Below are 15,875 nucleotides of genomic sequence, written 5' to 3'. Positions count from 1 at the left end.
GATGGCACATAACCATGCTGCCGGGCACGGCGATCACGGACACCATGCCACGCACCACGGCTCGCTCAAGGAGTACGTTGTCGGCTTCGGGCTCTCCATCATCCTGACGATTATCCCGATCCTCGCTGTCATGAACGGCTGGTTCGGGAAAACGACAACGATCGTAGTCTTGCTGGCCACGGCGGTTCTGCAATTTGCGGTGCAGCTTCTATTCTTCATGCACTTGCGAGAAGAAGATGGCCCGCGTTATAACCTCATTACGCTCATTCTCGGCTTAATCATCGTCGTGGTCGTCGTCTACGGCTCCATTTGGATTATGGATCATAACAAAATGTATTAGACGCGGAAGAGCCGATGCCTCCCCCATTGTTGGGGCCGTCATCGGCTCTTCTGGCTTCAATCCATTATCGCGCCATTATTGGAGACCTACTATTAACGAATCCACGAATTTCTCGCTCGCTCGCCCAAGGTCATACGAGGAATCCGAAAGGCACCAAGTGACGAGAGCTCCCGTCAGGAAAGAGAACAAATAATTCACGATCTCTTCTACTGATAACTCCTTTCGGAATATGGACTGTGATATTCCCTCTTCAATTGCTTTATATAATAGTTCCTGCTTAATGCAGTCTGAGAAAAACGAAGGTTCTGTTGATTTTTGCGAAAGGAGAACTACAAACGTAAGTTTAGTAAGTTCTTCTCCGACGATTAATGGAAAGCCCAGTGCAACCATCATAAACGTTTTAAGCTTATCTACCGGAGAAGCATGTTCATTGTCCTGGATATACTTCCCGAAATTCTCTTCCATGTACTCGGACATATCATCTCGGAATAACTTTCTGACGATGTCCTCTTTGGACTTGTAGTGAATGTAAAATGCCCCTTTAGAAAGGCTGCATTTCTCGCAAATTTCATCAACCGTAACGTTGTTATATCCCTTGCTCAGAATGAGTTCCTTCGCTACGGTGAAAATCTTTTTCTTCGTGGCTTTCCCCTTCAGGTAGCGACTCGTTTCTTTTTCCTTCATCCCGTAACCCCTCCACAATTACAACTATAACGTATAGGTTTTTGGTTAGTCAAAGCTTGCTCGGGGGGGAATTGACAAAACAAAAGTGACTGCAGTATACTGACTACAGTCATATTGACTACGGTCACTTTTATATCGACCGAAACAAATCATAAGAAAGAAGGTCGTTCATAATGAAAATTTCTATTGTAGGTACAGGTAATATCGGAGGCAGCCTTGCCCGGATTTTCACAGGGAAAGGTCATACCGTTTCGATCGCCAATTCGAGTAACTCCAAAGCTTTGCACGACTTAGCTAACGAGACGGGAGCAACTCCGGCAACGGTTCAGGAAGTCGCGAAAGGTGCCGACGTTATTATTCTCTCCATTCCTACAAAGGGAATTCTCAATTTACCATCGGAATTCCTCGATAGTATCGCACCAGAAGCGATTGTCATTGATACCAGCAATTATTATCCTTTACACCGCGACGGAGCTATTGAAGGCATTGAGAATGGTTTGCCCGAAAGTCGTTGGGTCGAGCAACAAATCAAACACCCGGTTATCAAAACGTTCAGTGCAACAAATTGGTATAACTTCACAGAAGAAATTCAGTCGGGACTTCCCGGCCGCCTGGCTTTGCCCGTATCCGGCGACGACCCTGCAGCTAAGGCCATCGTATCCCAATTGGTGACCGAGGCTGGATTTGATCCGGTCGATGCAGGCGGACTGGATGAATCCTGGCGTCAACAGCCCGGATCCCCTGCCTATTGCACCGATCTTGGCGTAGAAGACTTGCGTAAAGCCTTGTCTCAAGCAACCCATGTCCGGAAACCGGAATCGTCGGGTGTCCGCTCGAGCGAAGAAGAACTGGTTACGGCGCGGGAGATGCAAACCACGTTCTTTCAAACCTTCGGCAAAGCCATTCAGGTTCTGATGGAATCGAACCAGTGGACGGAAGCTGCGGCAACGAAGCGTCTTGTGGCACAATTTATGACGGGCCAATCACCCGAGGCTGTCTTTGGATTCGTATTCGAGCACAAACGGCTATCCTAAAGTAATGACATAGGGTACGACTTCTGCAGAACAAAGTCGCAACCAGTAACAGGTACCCATGCACTGGCACTTTAACAAAGTGTCACGTGCATGGGTACTTTTATTAGCGTGCTCGCATCTTCACCTTACGGCCTGCAACTTCCACAGAGTTCGCACCTTCTCCTTCGGCCCCCCAATTTCTAACGAACCGTACAGGTCTTATTTGATCAAAAAAAATCGATTTGAAAATCTAACGAACCCTACAGGTCTTATTCGCTCAATAACTCGTGCGTTTCTGCCTATTTCAGGGAAATAAGGCCTCTGTGATTCGTTAGAATATTTAAAGCGCGTATTTCGCCAAAATAAGACCTCCACGGTTCGTTAGCGTGGTGTTCCACTGCAAAAAAAGAGCTGACTCCGGTATCATACATAATACCGAAGCCAGCTTTTTAAGCTTAATCTATTCAATTCCAGTTAGAACGTCTTTGCTACTTCACGTGCTTTTCGGATCGACTTGTCTATAATCATCTTCGTTTGGTCGGAGGCTGAGGCCGTGCCCTCGACAAAGATTCCTTCCAAGGTCGCAACGCCTAGAAATTTCATAATCACGTTCAAGTGGCGATGCCCCATCTCGAATGCGGCAAAATCCGATCCAGGCGACAATACGCTTCCGCTTGCTTGGATATGAACGGCTTTTTTGCTGCTTAATAAGCCAACCGGACCTTTACCTTCCACATACTGAAATGTTTTCCCGGCTACGCAGATGGAATCGATATAAGCCTTCAACACTGGCGGAAATGAAAAATTCCATATCGGATTCACAAAAATATATTTATCTGCTTCCACAAATTGATCGACGAGCTCGTTCAAACGATCGATTTTGGATTGTTCTGCAGTGGATAACGGCTTGCCTTCCCCCGCTTTCTTCCAACCGTTCATGACATCGGCATCGATCTCCGGTATGTTCGATTGATAAAGATCAAGGTGAATAACATCATCGTTAGGATTTTCCTTCTGGTAAGTCTCTATAAAAGCAGCGCCGACCGACATACTATAGGAAGACTCTTGATTTTTGGGATGAGCCGTGATAAACAACACTTTCTCTTTACGGCCATTGCCGTTTCCGTTATTGGAGCTGAATATTTTTTTGAGAAGCTGGATCACGTTATAAGGACTCCTTCAATACTTAGAATGTTTTTGCAATTTTCCAAGCTTGTTGAATGGCATTTTCTTTAATTTGGCGTGCTTGGTCTGACGCTGCCGCCATACCTTCTACGAAGATAGCCTCAAAGCTCGGAACACCGATGAATTTCATAATCACGTCCAAATGACGATGGCCGATTTCAAAATCAGCATAATCGGAGCCTGGGGACAATACGCTTCCACTTGCTTGAATGTGGAGGGCTTTTTTGTTGTCCAGAAGTCCGACAGGACCTTTATCCGTATATTTAAATGTTTTTCCTGCAACGCAAATCGAGTCAATGTATGCTTTCAGGACCGGAGGGTAGGAGAAGTTCCACGTCGGGTTAACAATGACATATTTATCTGCTTCTACGAATTGATCCACCAGCTGGCCGAGTCGAGCGACTTTCGCTTGTTCCTCACTTGTTAATTGATCAAATGCCGTTCCGGACCCTAATTTCTCCCAGGCGCTAAATACATCAGCATCGATGCGCGGGATATCCATCTTGAACAGATCGAGATGCACGATTTCGTCGTTCGGATTTGCAGCTTTATAAGCCTCGAGAAATTGTTTACCAACCGCCATGCTATAAGAAGCTTCGGTTTCATTCGGATGAGCGGTGATATACAGAACAGTGGACATAATATTAATCCTTCTTTCGTTTTTTTATTCGGAATTATCCGTTTAGGTTAATTAACAAAGTGCATAAGGCTCTTTATTAAGTTTCTTACTTTTTGTATGTTACTATATATAATTGATAAACGTCAATGATATTTTATTCCATAACGCACACCGCATATCCTCGCAATTACGATATGATCTCATTCATTTGCAACGCAAAAAACGGATTAGCTGCACGCCATCCGTTTCACTTGTTCAACTGTAAGGTAGTCAGACAAGCATTTACCTTGTCATATGGAAATTCTCCTGCATAATAATTCCTTCACTAGGGATTCTAATGCTGTCTACGAAATCAAGACAACTCAAAGGAGTGAAATAGCTGTGTACTATTACAAAGAAGAGCTGATTAACATCATTCAACCCGATAAGCCGGATCCCGCAGCTGCGAAGGTACTTCAAGAGGCACTGGGAGGACAATTCGGTGAAATGCGAACCATGATGCAATATTCTTTCCAAAGCTCTAATTTCAGAGGCAAGGATAAACAATTTCGCGATCTTATTCGCGGTGTGTTCCTGGAAGAGATTGCTCATGTGGAACTTGTACAAAATACGATTAATCAACTCCTAAACGATTCAGGCTTAACCTCCCCGGGCAATTCGGGACTAGACGCTGCTCCAATTGACGAAGCAGTCAAACATGCGAACCCCCATCATTACATCATGGGAGCGAAAAGCTCCTTGCCCGTCGATGCGGGAGGCAATCCATGGAATGGTTCTTGGGTTTACAGTCATGGGAATTTGATCGCTGATTTATTGAATAATGTTGTCCTAGAGTCTACCGGCGTCCTGCAAAAATCAAGGATTTACGAAATGAGCTCGAACAAAACGTTTCGCGAAACGCTAGCATTTCTCATCGTTCGGGACAACGCACATCAGAATGCTTTTGCCAAAGCGCTTGAAACGCTAGGGGTCGACTGGGGAAAAACATTTCCCGTTCCGAATTATGATATTAACAAATACCCCGAGTGCAGAAAGTATGTCGACTTGGGTTATCACAACGTTCAATTTAATTTCAGGTTGGACGAGACAAGAATCGCTGAAATCTTCCAAGGCGTCAGCCCAAGCCGGAATAGCGGTGCTCTATCGGTCACTCCACCTCCACAAGGCTTCCCTGTTCCTCAGCTTCCGGATATGCCGAATGAACACAGTCCCGGTATAGCTGACATGTTGAGATAACTTCTATCCTTTATTTCGCCAAGATAATGGAAACCTTTAGCAATAAGTACAAATTGGGCACTACGTACTTCAAACAAACAAAGCTCATTCAATTACGAATGAGCTTCTACGGTTAAAACATCTCAATCTGTGAATTTTATGCGGGTCAATTTCTCACTGATTTGCCAAAGTCGCTCCGCATATTCAGGATCAATCGCCCAAGGAAATACGCCTGTTAGCTTTTGACTCAGTCCTTGTGGAGCTTCTGCCGTAATGACTTCGGCAATATCAACATCTAAGCAGTAAACGCCTCCTTTGCCCTCAAGTTGTGGACTGGTCGCGCACCACACGCTAGTGGCAGCACCTTGCTCAGTTGTCTTTAGTTCTCCAGTTGCCGCTGCCTTTTCCTCTTCCGACATAAAACGCACTAAATCGGTCATAATTCTTCCTGGATGTACTGAAAACGCTCGGATCCCGTGCGATTGACCACGCTTGTCCAGTGCAACGGCAAAAAGCGCGTTAGCAGATTTGGACTGGCCATAAGCCTTCCATTTATCGTATTCCTTCTGTTCAAAATTCGGATCCTCAAAATCAACACCACCAAAGCGGATACCTGTTGAAGAAACAGAAACTACCCGCGCGTCTATTGCCTTTTTCAAGGCGGGCCATAACAGTAACGTTAACTGAAAGTGACCCAAATGATTGGTTGCAAATTGAGACTCGTAACCGCGTGCGTCCCGTACTAGGGGAGGAGCCATGATACCCGCATTATTGATCAGGATGTCCAGCGGTCGTCCAGAGTCCAGAAACTTCTGCGCAAATGCCTCGATTGAAGCAGGATCGATCAAATCTAATTCTTCTAACTCTACTCTTTGGATACCTGCAACCGAAGTGAGAGCTTTCTCTGGTGTACGTGCAGGTACAATGACTGTTGCTCCAGCCTCGGCTAAGGCGCGGGTTGTTTCAAGTCCGACGCCTGAGTACCCGCCGGTTACGATGGCGATTTTTCCATTCAAATCACAGCCTTTAACTACTTCCCGTGCGGTTGTTTGCGAACCAAAGCCCGAATGGATTGGTTTTTGAGGTGTTACTTGATAGTTGTTATCTTCTTTCATGTTCATTCTCCTCCTAGTCTTGCTTTCTTCATTAGGTCCTTAAAATGATCCAACTTATAATTCACTAATTCCAACGTTGCCTTTATTTCCATCATTTTCGATTCAATTTCGTGTTTATGCTTATAAAGTAAGTCATAACAGTTCTCATAATTTTTAGCGGTTGCCAAGGACATGTAATGTTTAATTTCTCTTAGCGGCATGCCGGTTCGTTTGAGATGCGAAATAAAGACCAGACGTTCGAGATGGACCGTGCCATATTCCCTCTGCCCGTTTTCCTTACGCTTCGTCGGCGGCAGGAGGCCAATCTTTACATAATACCGTATCGTATCGTAACTGAGTCCTGATTTATCCGAAATCTCTGCGATTGAAAATGTAGGCTCCATCTATTGCCTCCTCTCTAACCCCGTTAAGCTGTCTCGTTTTCAACCGCATCCGTATCTTAAAATATGGAGTTTACTCCATGTCAACAAATTTACCTCTTTAACTGAGGACAAGCTTATTATTACTGGATAGTTTAACCGACTGAAGTCGAGCTATTCTGCTCTTTACTCAAATAAAAGATAAGCGGAACTTCCGCGAAAATTTATGTCATTTGATTAATGCAATCAAAAAAGCAGCCTCACAATGTCCAGTTTAAGTAAAAAAACCAAGAGATGATTCATCATCTCTTGGTCAGCTTGTATGCGGCCTACTTTATTTTCTTATAGAATCGAACGCTGTTTATAATGCCCGGTTAGTTGAAGCTTGCTTCTTACTGCCGGAGGAACTGTTCTCGAACCGTTGACGGTCAGTCCGTTCAATCTGGACAATCGATCCGTTATGCACAGTGATTTGAACCGAACCGTATTCCAATCCGTTTACCTGCTCCAGAATCCGGTTTAGCCAGATCTCGTCCGCTACCAGTTTAGTCATCGCAATCCCTCCTTATCAATCAATACTGCTGTTAAGCTTTGGCTGAAGCCGTTTCACGGAGCGCATGATAAACGTTGAAATCTCCCTGTGTAATTGCGTCAATTTCCGCAAGCTCATCGGCAGACAGCTTCTCCGCTACTTTTGCAATCGACTCGGTAATATTTTGCGGATTGGATGCGCCGAGAATAGCGGACGTGACATGCGGCTGGCTGACGACCCAAGTCAGCGCAAGCTGTGCCAGCGTCCAGCCTTTCCTAGCCGCAATCGGCTTCAAAGCTTCAACGATATGGAAGTTTCGTTCGTTTTCGAGCAGCGGCTTAATTCTCGCTTCACCCGCAGCCCCGCGCGATCCTGCCGGCGGCGCTTGATTGAACTCGTATTTGCCGGTCAACAACCCGCGGCCCAGCGGACTATATACGACTACCCCTACCTGTTCGGAGGCTGCGAACGGCAGCAATTCCTGCTCGATCCCCCGCGCAATAAGGCTGTACTCCGGCTGAATGCTCTCATAGCGGTGCAAGCCCAGCTGTGCCGATATGCCATGTGCTTTCGCCAACTGCCAAGCTGCATAGTTGGAGGCCCCGATGTAACGAACCTTACCTTGACGGACAAGGTCATCAAGCGCCCGCAGCGACTCCTCAAGCGGCGTTTCCTGGTCGAAGCGGTGTACTTGATAGAGATCGATATAATCGGTTTTCAGACGGCGGAGGCTGTTTTCAACCGCACGAATGATATGATACCTGCTTTGCCCTTGGTCGTTCGGCTCGCTGCCGACGCGGCCATGTACCTTGGTCGCCAGAATAATGCGGTTTCGGCGGGAGCCTAGCAAATTGCCGAGAATCGCTTCCGATTGACCACTCTCTTGCGGGTTGCTCAGATCGGTGCCCTTACCGTAGACATCGGCCGTATCGATAAAGTTGATTCCGGCATCCAGCGCCGTGTCCAGTACTTCCGCCGACTTCGACTCGTCGATCCAACGCCCGAAAGCCATCGTACCGAGCGCAACCTCCGATACTTTCAAACCCGTTCTTCCGAACTTCTTCAATGAAATGCTCATACCTGCACGCTCCTTAAAATTAGGTTTTGGAAAAACAATAATGGCAGCTGCATCGACCGTAACGTCCATTTAAGACAAAAAACCGGAGAGTCGCATAGTCTGACGTCTCTCCGGTTGGCCGGTCGATTAATTACAAGTAATCCTATGAATATACTGTGCTTAAAAATATAGCACCGACTTCCACGCATGTCAACTTGTGGAAGAACATTTTTTTCGCAGCGTTGACGCCCTTCAATGTTGGTGATACGATATAGCTGATTATTCCGCTAGGAATAATATAAATAGTTGACCAGCCCTCTGGAGACACAAGATTCGCTTTGTGTCTCCTTTTGTTTTTCTGAAACCAAGATCATACATTCATAAGGAGGATAACGATGGGCAAATCCAACAAACAAGTGCATCTGAACGTTTTTCTTCGGCAGGCAGGTCATCATGCCGCCGCCTGGCGCCTTTCCTTCCTAATCCGATATCAAAGGAGTGTCTGCATGTGACTAAGATCGCCACCAATCTTACCCAGTTGATCGGTAACACGCCCCTGTTGGAGCTAAGAAATTTCAATGCCAGCCGAAGCCTCGGCGCAGTTCTGATCGCCAAGCTGGAATATTTCAATCCCGCCGGAAGCGTCAAGGACCGAATCGGGTACGCGATGATCAAGGACGCGGAAGAACGCGGCGTCATCAATAAAGACTCGATCATCATTGAACCGACAAGCGGCAACACCGGCATTGCGCTTGCGTTTGCCGCGGCAGCGCTCGGATACAAATTGATCATTACGCTTCCCGAGACGTTCAGCATCGAGCGAAGAAAAATGCTGCTCGCCCTGGGGGCAGAGCTTGTATTAACGCCGGGCGCCGCGGGCATGGCCGGTGCGATCAAGAGAGCCGAGGAGCTCGCGGCAGCCATACCCAACTCGTTTATTCCGCAGCAGTTCCGCAATCCGGCCAATCCGGCCATTCACCGCAAAACGACGGCAGAAGAAATTTGGCGGGATACGGACGGGGCGGTCGATATATTCGTTGGCGGCGTGGGAACCGGCGGCACGATATCCGGCGTCGGCGACGTTCTTAAACAACGCAAACCGTCGGTCCAAATCATTGCGGTCGAACCGGCCGGCTCTCCCGTTCTCTCCGGCGGGGAGAAAGGCACCCATAAAATCCAAGGGATCGGGCCGGGTTTCGTACCGGACAACTTCCACAGGCACATCGCGGACGAAATTGTGACCGTCACGAATGAAGATGCGCTCGATACCGCGCGTTCGCTGGCCAGGAAGGAAGGGCTGGTCGTCGGCATCTCGTCCGGCGCTGCCGTCTTTGCGGCTGCTAAGATTGCGAATCGACCAGAGAATGCCGGCAAAACCATCGTCGTGCTGCTTCCCGATACCGGCGAACGTTACTTGTCCACCGAGCTGTTCCCGGTCGAAATCCTCTAGCGCTCCTGCTCTCCGATAAAAGCGATGACAGCTTCCGCGGAACCCCTTGTGGAAGCTGTTCCGTTAAGATCGGCCGTACGAACGCCTGCCTTGCCCGTTTCCATCCCCATGCATCACGCCTATCCGATAAACGCTCCTCATACCAATATACCTCGCGCGTTCAGATACAGCCTGGAATAATAGCCATTTTGTTCTAACAACCTCTCATGATCGCCTTCCTCCACGATTTGGCCCTGATCCAGAACGATGATCCGGTCGGATCGGCGGATCGTAGACAGCCGGTGCGCAATGACCAGCGTAGTCCTGCCCTCCGACACGACCCGAAGCGCGGATTGAAGCAACTGCTCCGTGTGCGAGTCCAGATTGGCGGTTGCCTCGTCAAGAATCAAGATGTTCGGCTGAAAGACAATGATGCGGGCAAACGAAATTAACTGCTTCTCCCCGGACGAGAGCCCGGTACCGTTCTCGGACAGCCGGGTTGCGTAGCCATCCTTCATCCGCAGAACCAGCTGGTCGACGCCGACTCGCTCGCACGCGCGGATCACTCTCTCCTCCGGGATCGATTCGTCGAACAACCGGATGTTGTCGAGCACGCTTCCCGAGTAGAGAAACGGCTCTTGCTGCACAAGCCCGACAATCCGCTGCAGCTTCTTCTGCTTCAGCTTGCGGATATCGAAGCCGTCGATCCGGATGCTGCCTTCCTTCACGTCGTAGAAACGGCACAATAAGCTGATCAAAGAACTTTTGCCAGCTCCGGTTGCCCCTACGATGCCCAGCATTTCGCCCGGTTGGATGTTCAAATCCACTTTATGCAGCACCTGCCTGCCTTCCTTGTAGCCGAATGTAACACCTTCGAATTCCACTTTGCCGGCTATTGTCGCCCTCTTGACCTGCGTGGCTTCCTCCGGATCGCGGACATCGGGCGCCGCATTGAACACGCTCCAAATCCGATTCACCGACACGATGGTGGATTGGACCGTATTCCACTGCTGCGTAATGGAATTGATCGGCTGGAAAAACTGGCGAATGTAGGTAATGAATGCGAAGAGCACGCCGAATTCGATCTGGCCGCCTAACACCGCGCGTCCCCCCAGCCACACGACGAACGCCACCGACAAGTTGCCGAGGATGTCGAAAATGCGGTTAAACACCACCATCGTTCGAATTTCGCGCAAATTGGTGCGGTAGAAGGCGTCGTTGCGTTCCGTAAACTGGCGCTGCTGCTCCTTCTCCTGGTGAAAGACTTGGATGAGATTCATACCGGACAAGTTCTCCGCGGCAAAAGCGATCATGCGCGACAAAGCGGTTCGAACGAGCTGGTACGTCGCTCGCATATAGGCGCGAAAGCTGTACGCAATAAGCGTGATCACGGGAATGATTAGCAAGCTAAACAGCGTCAACCGAACATCCAGCCTGAACATCAGCACGACGATAAAAATCAAGGTCAAGCCGTCCCGCAGCAGGCTGGCCAACACTTGGTTAAAGAACCGGTTCAACCCTTCCGTATCGCTCGACACGTGCGCAATGAGACTGCCGGTCGATACGCGGTCGAAATAGGAAACGGACAGCTTTACCAAGTGCTTGAACATCCCGCTGCGAATGCCGGCCACGATGCTCTGTCCGATCCGCTGAAGCAAATTGTTCTGAAGATAGGTAAACACGAAGCCGGCAACCGCCAGGAGGAAGTAGATGCCGCATAGAAGCAGCAGCGACCGGTAATCCGCATGGTCGGCGGTCAGCACGTCATCAATGGCAATCTTAATTAGATACGGCTGCAGCAAATCGGCCGAGATCGACAACAGAATAAAGAACAAGAGCACGACAAATGACCACCTGTGCGGCTTGGCGTACGTATACAGCGCTTTGACGGCCGAGCCGTAATCAAGCGCGGCATCGGTATCTTGCTGAATGCCCGTACGCTGATCCTGCTGCCAATTGTTAACGATGGCTTTCGACATCCGCATCCCCCTCCTCCTGAATGGCGTAAAGACGTGCATAGAGGCCATCCGCCGCGACGAGCTGCTCGTGCGTGCCCCGCTGGACGATACGTCCTTCGTCCATGACGATAATCAGGTCCGCATGCTTGAGCGCGCTGATCCGATGGGAAACGATGATTGTCGTCTTGCCCTTGCGCTCGGCGCGCAGCGAGTCGATGATCGCTTTCTCGGTCAGCGAATCGATCGCGCTTACGCTGTCGTCCAGGATCATGATCGGCGCCTGCTTGAACAAACCGCGAGCAAGGCTCGCCCGCTGCCGTTGTCCGCCGGATAACGATAATCCCCGTTCTCCGAGCCTCGTCTCGAACCCATCGGGAAGCTCATGAACCTCTTGATGGATATGAGCCTGCAATGCCGCCTTCTCGATCTCATCCAGCGCCGCACCGCGATTACTGAAGCCGATATTTTCGCGGATCGATGTGCTGAACAGGAAGCCGTCCTGCGGGACGTAGCCAATGCTGCTTCTGAGGCTTTCCAAGGTCACGCTGCGAATATCCAGACCATCCGCGAAAATCGTGCCGGCCGGCGGATCGTAGATACGGAGAAGCAGCTTCATTAACGTTGTCTTGCCGCTTCCCGTCTTGCCGATAATGCCTACCGTTGCGCCTGGCAGTACCGTAAGATCGATCTCCGACAAGACCGGCGCGGATCCGTCCGGATAGGCGAACGACAGCTTGCGGATGTCGATGGCTGCATGCTGCGGGTCTCCCAGCTTAAAGATCCCGGTATCGGGAACGTCCGGTTCGACGCCGAGAAGATCGTTCAAACGTTCAAGGGAAGCCCGTGCACGCTGCATCGCATTGATGACGTCGCCGACCCGCTGAAGCGGATTGATCAACATGCCGATGTACAGCACCAACGTAACGAAATCGCCGAGCGAGATCGTCCTGTTGGCTGTCAAATACCCGGCGAGGGCGATCGAGGCGATCATCGACAAGGCGCCGAGAAACGGAATGACTGCCTGCAAGAGCGATGAAACGCGCACCAGTTGAAGCTGGTTGTCGCGGATTTGGGCGACCGTAGCGTCGAAGCGGTCCGTCATGATGGCTTCCGCCGCGAATTTCTTCGTGACCCGAATCCCGCTGAATTGCTCCGCTGCGGTTTCCGTCATTTTACCGAGCGATTCCTGTACTTGGACGGAGCGCTTGCGAATAATCGGGCCCAGCCATGCGACGAACCACGGGATAAAGAGCAGCGGGATCAAGCTGACCAGAATCGCATAAGCCGGAATCGAGCTGAGCATCATCGACACGATAACGGAAATGAGCAGAATCGAGGAGTTCGTAATATGATTGATCCCCATCGAAATCGATTCCCTGACAGCAGTTACGTCGTTGATCATATAGTTCAGCAGCTTACCAACCCCGTACTTCGAGTAATTGTTCAAGCTGAGCCGCGTGAACTGAATGAACAGCTTCCCCCTGGTCAAGCGCTCGAACAACCGCCCCAGATACATGATCAGAAACTGTCCGCTGCCGCCAAGAACACCGTATCCGAGCGCGATCGACACAACAAGCAAGCTGTATGGCGCAATATCGGCCTGGGACAGCGTGCCCTTGTGGAGCTCATCCGTGAAACTGCCGATCGTGCGCGGCAATCGCGCCAAAATCACGTTTGCCGTACCGATGGCGCAGACGGCGATGACATAGAGAACCCATTTGGACTTCATATAATCGCTTAATAGCTTCGGCTTTTTCAACTAGCATTCACTTCCCGTATCATTCTTTGGCATCATTACAAAAGCCGGGGCTTTATCGGCCCCGGACTCCCGTCTTCTCTTATGGCGTGCCGACCGTCGTCTTGAGCGTCTCGACATCCTTATTAATGGCTTCCTCGGTTTTGCGGATCGTGGAGTTGACATCCAGGCCGCCGATCGCCAAATCTTCGGCCGCCTCGGTCAGGCGCTTGCCGATATCCAGCTCGTACGGGTGAACATAGTGCTCTTGCAGCGGTTCGCCGATAAACACGTTCTGTACCGACTTGCCCTGCAGCACCGGAATATCGAGTCCGTACTCTTTGTTCAGGTCATCATTGATAATGGCCGGCACCCGGCCGTTGCGCGCGAGGATCCGCTGGCCTTCATCCGACAAAATCTCCTGGATGACTTGGAACGCTTCGTCCTTATGCTCGCTCTTGCTGTTTACAGATAACGAGTGAATTTGGGCTTCCCTCGTCTTGCCGAGCTGATCCGAGAAGTTCGGCGCAGGCGCGATGTCCCAGTTGAATTCGACTCCCTGCTGCCGCAGCTCTTCAAGCGGTCCTACCATGTTGGCCAACCAGGTGACGCGGATCGCTACGTTCTGGTCCTTCATAAACTGGTCGCGCCCGTAATTCCACGTTTTATCGGCCCCAACATAGCCGGGGATCTCGAATATTTTCTTCTGCAGTTCGAATACCCGGCGCCATTCCGGCGTATCGAGCGCCGCCTGGCCCGTTTCCTTGTTCAAATACGGCAGGCCCAGGCTCTTCGCCAAGCCGGTCAGGTTATCGACGGACAGGCCGACATAACGCTTGCCGCCTTCCGTACGGGTCAGCTTCTTGCCCAGCTCCAGCACTTCATCCCACGTCAGCTGCTTTTCGGTCGGGTAGGGAACGCCGAATTTATCGAAGATGTCTTTGTTGTAGTACAAGACATGCTGGTTGGCGTTAAACGGAATCGCGTAGATCTGGTCTCCCTTGCCCGCCGTAATCTCCGTGATATAGTTCCACAGGATCGGCTTAATGCGCGAGGTATCGAAGCTGTGCCGCTTGATGAGCTCCCGAAGATCTTCATAGGCGCCTGTGCGAATGATTTGTTGATGGGAGGACGAAGACGAATAGATGATGTCCGGGGTATACGTAGACAGTACTTCCTCGTTGGTCGTTTCCGCCGCGGGCGTGATTCGTTCGATTGTCACGTTCGGGTATTTCTTCTTGATCGGTTCGGCGATCAGCGTATTGAATTCGACGTCGGGGAACGTGCCGCTGGTGTTGTAGAACGTGAGCTTCAGCGGCTCGTCGCCCAGCTTCTTATAATCCGCGGATTCGTTTTTCTGGTTTCCGTCCTCTGTGCTGTTCTCGGTCGAGGCTGCGTTACCGGCTGGTTCATTCGCTCCGGCAGAAGCACCATCGTTCTTGCCTCCACCGCTGCTGCATGCGGCCAACAGGGTAGCCGCCAGCAGTAAATTGACCATTGTAAGTTTCTTCTTCATCTCATGACACCGCCTATAGGTTTAGTAGTTGCAAGACTAGCCTTTCATCGCGCTGACACTGCCAACCTAACGGCTCTTCGATAACAGCGTTGTTGACGACACATGCCGATCACCTCCTTACAAACTAGCTCCATCTCCATCCGAAACCATCTATTCGACCAGACCCGTTCGTTCCACGCCTTCGATAAACCAGCGCTGCGCGAAGAAGTAGACGATGAGCAGCGGAAACACAATGAGGAACGAAGCCGCCATTTTGATCGACTCCTCGTACACCGACATCTCCCCTGCTCCCGCAGCCCTCGCCATCTCCGCGGCCATTCTCGCCAGCGTAATGGACAGCGGCACGTTCTCGGCCGTGAACATGAAGATCGACGGCAAGTAGAAATCATTCCAATTCCAGACAAAGGAGAATAAGACGACAACGACGATCGCGGATTTGGACAGCGGGAACATGACGCGGAAGAACAGCCTGAACGCGCCGGCCCCGTCCATCCTCGCTGCTTCGTCCAGCTCCTTGGGCAGCGTGGAATAGAAGGAACGGTAGATGATGACGAACAACGCTCCCTTCAAGCCATGCCCGAAAATAGCGGGGATGACCATGGGCAGCACGGTATCCAGCCAGCCGAAGCTCTTGAACATCATGATCGTCGGCAGAATGATGACTTGCGGCGGCATGATGAACGTGAACAGCAGCATCGCCATCCAGAAGCGCTTGAACGGAAAGTCCAACCGGGCAAAGGCATAACCGGCCACCGCGCAGGAGAAAACTTGCAGCACCGAAACCGCGCCGGCGAGGGATACGCTGATCGCCAAGCTTTTCGTATAATCGAGCAGCCGCATCGCTTCCCGAATATGGCCAAGGAAGATGCTCTTCGGCACCCAGATAACCGTCGGATCGAGAATGTTCCGGGCATCCTTCACCATGGTCGTGACCATGTACAGAATCGGCTTAATATAGATGAAGGCAACGTTGATCAAGATGACGTACATGACGGTTTTGAATAGAAGGCCTTTATCGATCTCGCCTCCGATCAGCCGGAACCGCACGAATGCCGCGATCCGGTCAATCACCGCAAAAGGCGCGCGCCTTGCTCGTTCGATTAGAATTTTGGCCACTC

The 15,875-nt window shown here is 50.4% G+C and carries 15 protein-coding genes; 4 read left to right on the top strand and 11 right to left on the bottom strand.

Going from position 1 to position 15,875, the window contains the following annotated elements; genetic code table 11:
* Nucleotide 1 precedes the first annotated feature (1 nt).
* Nucleotides 2-340, top strand: a complete 339-nt coding sequence (cyoD, locus tag AC0YN4_RS11325) for a cytochrome o ubiquinol oxidase subunit IV (RefSeq protein ID WP_475781573.1) — start codon at nucleotides 2-4, stop codon at nucleotides 338-340.
* A gap of 75 nt (nucleotides 341-415) precedes the next feature.
* Here the strand turns inward: cyoD and AC0YN4_RS11320 are convergent, their stop codons facing one another.
* Nucleotides 416-1,024 carry a TetR/AcrR family transcriptional regulator gene (locus AC0YN4_RS11320; protein ID WP_475781572.1) on the bottom strand — a complete coding sequence of 203 codons (609 nt, stop codon included), beginning with the start codon at nucleotides 1,022-1,024 and terminating at the stop codon, nucleotides 416-418.
* 173 nt (nucleotides 1,025-1,197) lie between these two features.
* On the opposite strand from AC0YN4_RS11320, the gene AC0YN4_RS11315 reads away from it, so the two are divergent.
* Nucleotides 1,198-2,058: an NADPH-dependent F420 reductase gene (locus AC0YN4_RS11315; RefSeq protein ID WP_475781571.1), complete on the top strand. Its 861-nt coding sequence runs from the start codon at nucleotides 1,198-1,200 to the stop codon at nucleotides 2,056-2,058.
* Between the two features lie 453 nt (nucleotides 2,059-2,511).
* On the opposite strand, the gene AC0YN4_RS11310 is transcribed toward AC0YN4_RS11315, so the two are convergent.
* Nucleotides 2,512-3,135, bottom strand: a complete 624-nt coding sequence (locus tag AC0YN4_RS11310) for an NAD(P)H-dependent oxidoreductase (protein ID WP_475781880.1) — start codon at nucleotides 3,133-3,135, stop codon at nucleotides 2,512-2,514.
* Between the two features lie 88 nt (nucleotides 3,136-3,223).
* Nucleotides 3,224-3,862, bottom strand: coding sequence for an FMN-dependent NADH-azoreductase (locus tag AC0YN4_RS11305; protein WP_475781570.1), 639 nt, complete (start codon nucleotides 3,860-3,862; stop codon nucleotides 3,224-3,226).
* A 360-nt stretch (nucleotides 3,863-4,222) separates the two neighbouring features.
* Between AC0YN4_RS11305 and AC0YN4_RS11300 the strand changes: the two genes are divergently transcribed.
* Nucleotides 4,223-5,077 carry a manganese catalase family protein gene (locus AC0YN4_RS11300; RefSeq protein ID WP_475781569.1) on the top strand — a complete coding sequence of 285 codons (855 nt, stop codon included), beginning with the start codon at nucleotides 4,223-4,225 and terminating at the stop codon, nucleotides 5,075-5,077.
* Between the two features lie 122 nt (nucleotides 5,078-5,199).
* Here AC0YN4_RS11300 and AC0YN4_RS11295 read toward each other — a convergent pair whose 3' ends face one another.
* The 4 genes from AC0YN4_RS11295 to AC0YN4_RS11280 form a co-directional block, all read right to left on the bottom strand.
* Nucleotides 5,200-6,171 (bottom strand): oxidoreductase, encoded by a 972-nt coding sequence (locus AC0YN4_RS11295; RefSeq protein WP_475781568.1) that lies wholly within the window; start codon nucleotides 6,169-6,171, stop codon nucleotides 5,200-5,202.
* A gap of 2 nt (nucleotides 6,172-6,173) precedes the next feature.
* Nucleotides 6,174-6,554 carry a MerR family transcriptional regulator gene (locus AC0YN4_RS11290; RefSeq protein WP_475781567.1) on the bottom strand — a complete coding sequence of 127 codons (381 nt, stop codon included), beginning with the start codon at nucleotides 6,552-6,554 and terminating at the stop codon, nucleotides 6,174-6,176.
* Between the two features lie 337 nt (nucleotides 6,555-6,891).
* Nucleotides 6,892-7,083 carry a YezD family protein gene (locus AC0YN4_RS11285; protein WP_475781566.1) on the bottom strand — a complete coding sequence of 64 codons (192 nt, stop codon included), beginning with the start codon at nucleotides 7,081-7,083 and terminating at the stop codon, nucleotides 6,892-6,894.
* 31 nt (nucleotides 7,084-7,114) lie between these two features.
* Entirely contained in the window at nucleotides 7,115-8,140 is a 1,026-nt protein-coding gene (locus AC0YN4_RS11280; RefSeq protein WP_475781565.1) for an aldo/keto reductase, read from the bottom strand.
* Between the two features lie 487 nt (nucleotides 8,141-8,627).
* Between AC0YN4_RS11280 and cysK the strand changes: the two genes are divergently transcribed.
* A complete protein-coding gene (gene cysK / locus AC0YN4_RS11275; RefSeq protein WP_475781564.1) occupies nucleotides 8,628-9,569 on the top strand; it encodes a cysteine synthase A in 942 nt (313 codons plus the stop codon).
* A 137-nt stretch (nucleotides 9,570-9,706) separates the two neighbouring features.
* On the opposite strand, the gene AC0YN4_RS11270 is transcribed toward cysK, so the two are convergent.
* The 4 genes from AC0YN4_RS11270 to AC0YN4_RS11255 form a co-directional block, all read right to left on the bottom strand.
* Nucleotides 9,707-11,527: an ABC transporter ATP-binding protein gene (locus AC0YN4_RS11270; protein WP_475781563.1), complete on the bottom strand. Its 1,821-nt coding sequence runs from the start codon at nucleotides 11,525-11,527 to the stop codon at nucleotides 9,707-9,709.
* On the bottom strand, nucleotides 11,508-13,265 hold the full coding sequence (locus tag AC0YN4_RS11265) for an ABC transporter ATP-binding protein (RefSeq protein WP_475781562.1): 1,758 nt from the start codon (nucleotides 13,263-13,265) through the stop codon (nucleotides 11,508-11,510). The genes AC0YN4_RS11270 and AC0YN4_RS11265 overlap by 20 nt, the downstream gene beginning before the upstream one ends.
* 79 nt (nucleotides 13,266-13,344) lie before the next feature.
* Complete coding sequence (locus tag AC0YN4_RS11260) at nucleotides 13,345-14,757, bottom strand: ABC transporter substrate-binding protein (RefSeq protein ID WP_475781561.1); 1,413 nt, start codon at nucleotides 14,755-14,757, stop codon at nucleotides 13,345-13,347.
* 150 nt (nucleotides 14,758-14,907) lie between these two features.
* Nucleotides 14,908-15,873, bottom strand: coding sequence for a carbohydrate ABC transporter permease (locus AC0YN4_RS11255; RefSeq protein ID WP_475781560.1), 966 nt, complete (start codon nucleotides 15,871-15,873; stop codon nucleotides 14,908-14,910).
* Between the last annotated feature and the right edge of the window lie 2 nt (nucleotides 15,874-15,875).

It is taken from the genome of Paenibacillus sp. J22R3 (assembly GCF_056269305.1).
This window is presented reverse-complemented; position numbering and strand designations above follow the sequence as displayed.

Excerpts from the sequence above, each read along its gene's own strand:
- cyoD (WP_475781573.1), top strand. The coding sequence starts at position 2 with ATGGCACATAACCATGCTGCCGGGCACGGCGATCACGGACACCATGCC.
- AC0YN4_RS11320 (WP_475781572.1), bottom strand. The coding sequence starts at position 1,024 with ATGAAGGAAAAAGAAACGAGTCGCTACCTGAAGGGGAAAGCCACGAAG.
- AC0YN4_RS11315 (WP_475781571.1), top strand. The coding sequence starts at position 1,198 with ATGAAAATTTCTATTGTAGGTACAGGTAATATCGGAGGCAGCCTTGCC.
- AC0YN4_RS11305 (WP_475781570.1), bottom strand. The coding sequence starts at position 3,862 with ATGTCCACTGTTCTGTATATCACCGCTCATCCGAATGAAACCGAAGCT.
- AC0YN4_RS11295 (WP_475781568.1), bottom strand. The coding sequence starts at position 6,171 with ATGAAAGAAGATAACAACTATCAAGTAACACCTCAAAAACCAATCCAT.
- AC0YN4_RS11290 (WP_475781567.1), bottom strand. The coding sequence starts at position 6,554 with ATGGAGCCTACATTTTCAATCGCAGAGATTTCGGATAAATCAGGACTC.
- AC0YN4_RS11285 (WP_475781566.1), bottom strand. The coding sequence starts at position 7,083 with ATGACTAAACTGGTAGCGGACGAGATCTGGCTAAACCGGATTCTGGAG.
- AC0YN4_RS11280 (WP_475781565.1), bottom strand. The coding sequence starts at position 8,140 with ATGAGCATTTCATTGAAGAAGTTCGGAAGAACGGGTTTGAAAGTATCG.
- AC0YN4_RS11270 (WP_475781563.1), bottom strand. The coding sequence starts at position 11,527 with ATGTCGAAAGCCATCGTTAACAATTGGCAGCAGGATCAGCGTACGGGC.
- AC0YN4_RS11260 (WP_475781561.1), bottom strand. The coding sequence starts at position 14,757 with ATGAAGAAGAAACTTACAATGGTCAATTTACTGCTGGCGGCTACCCTG.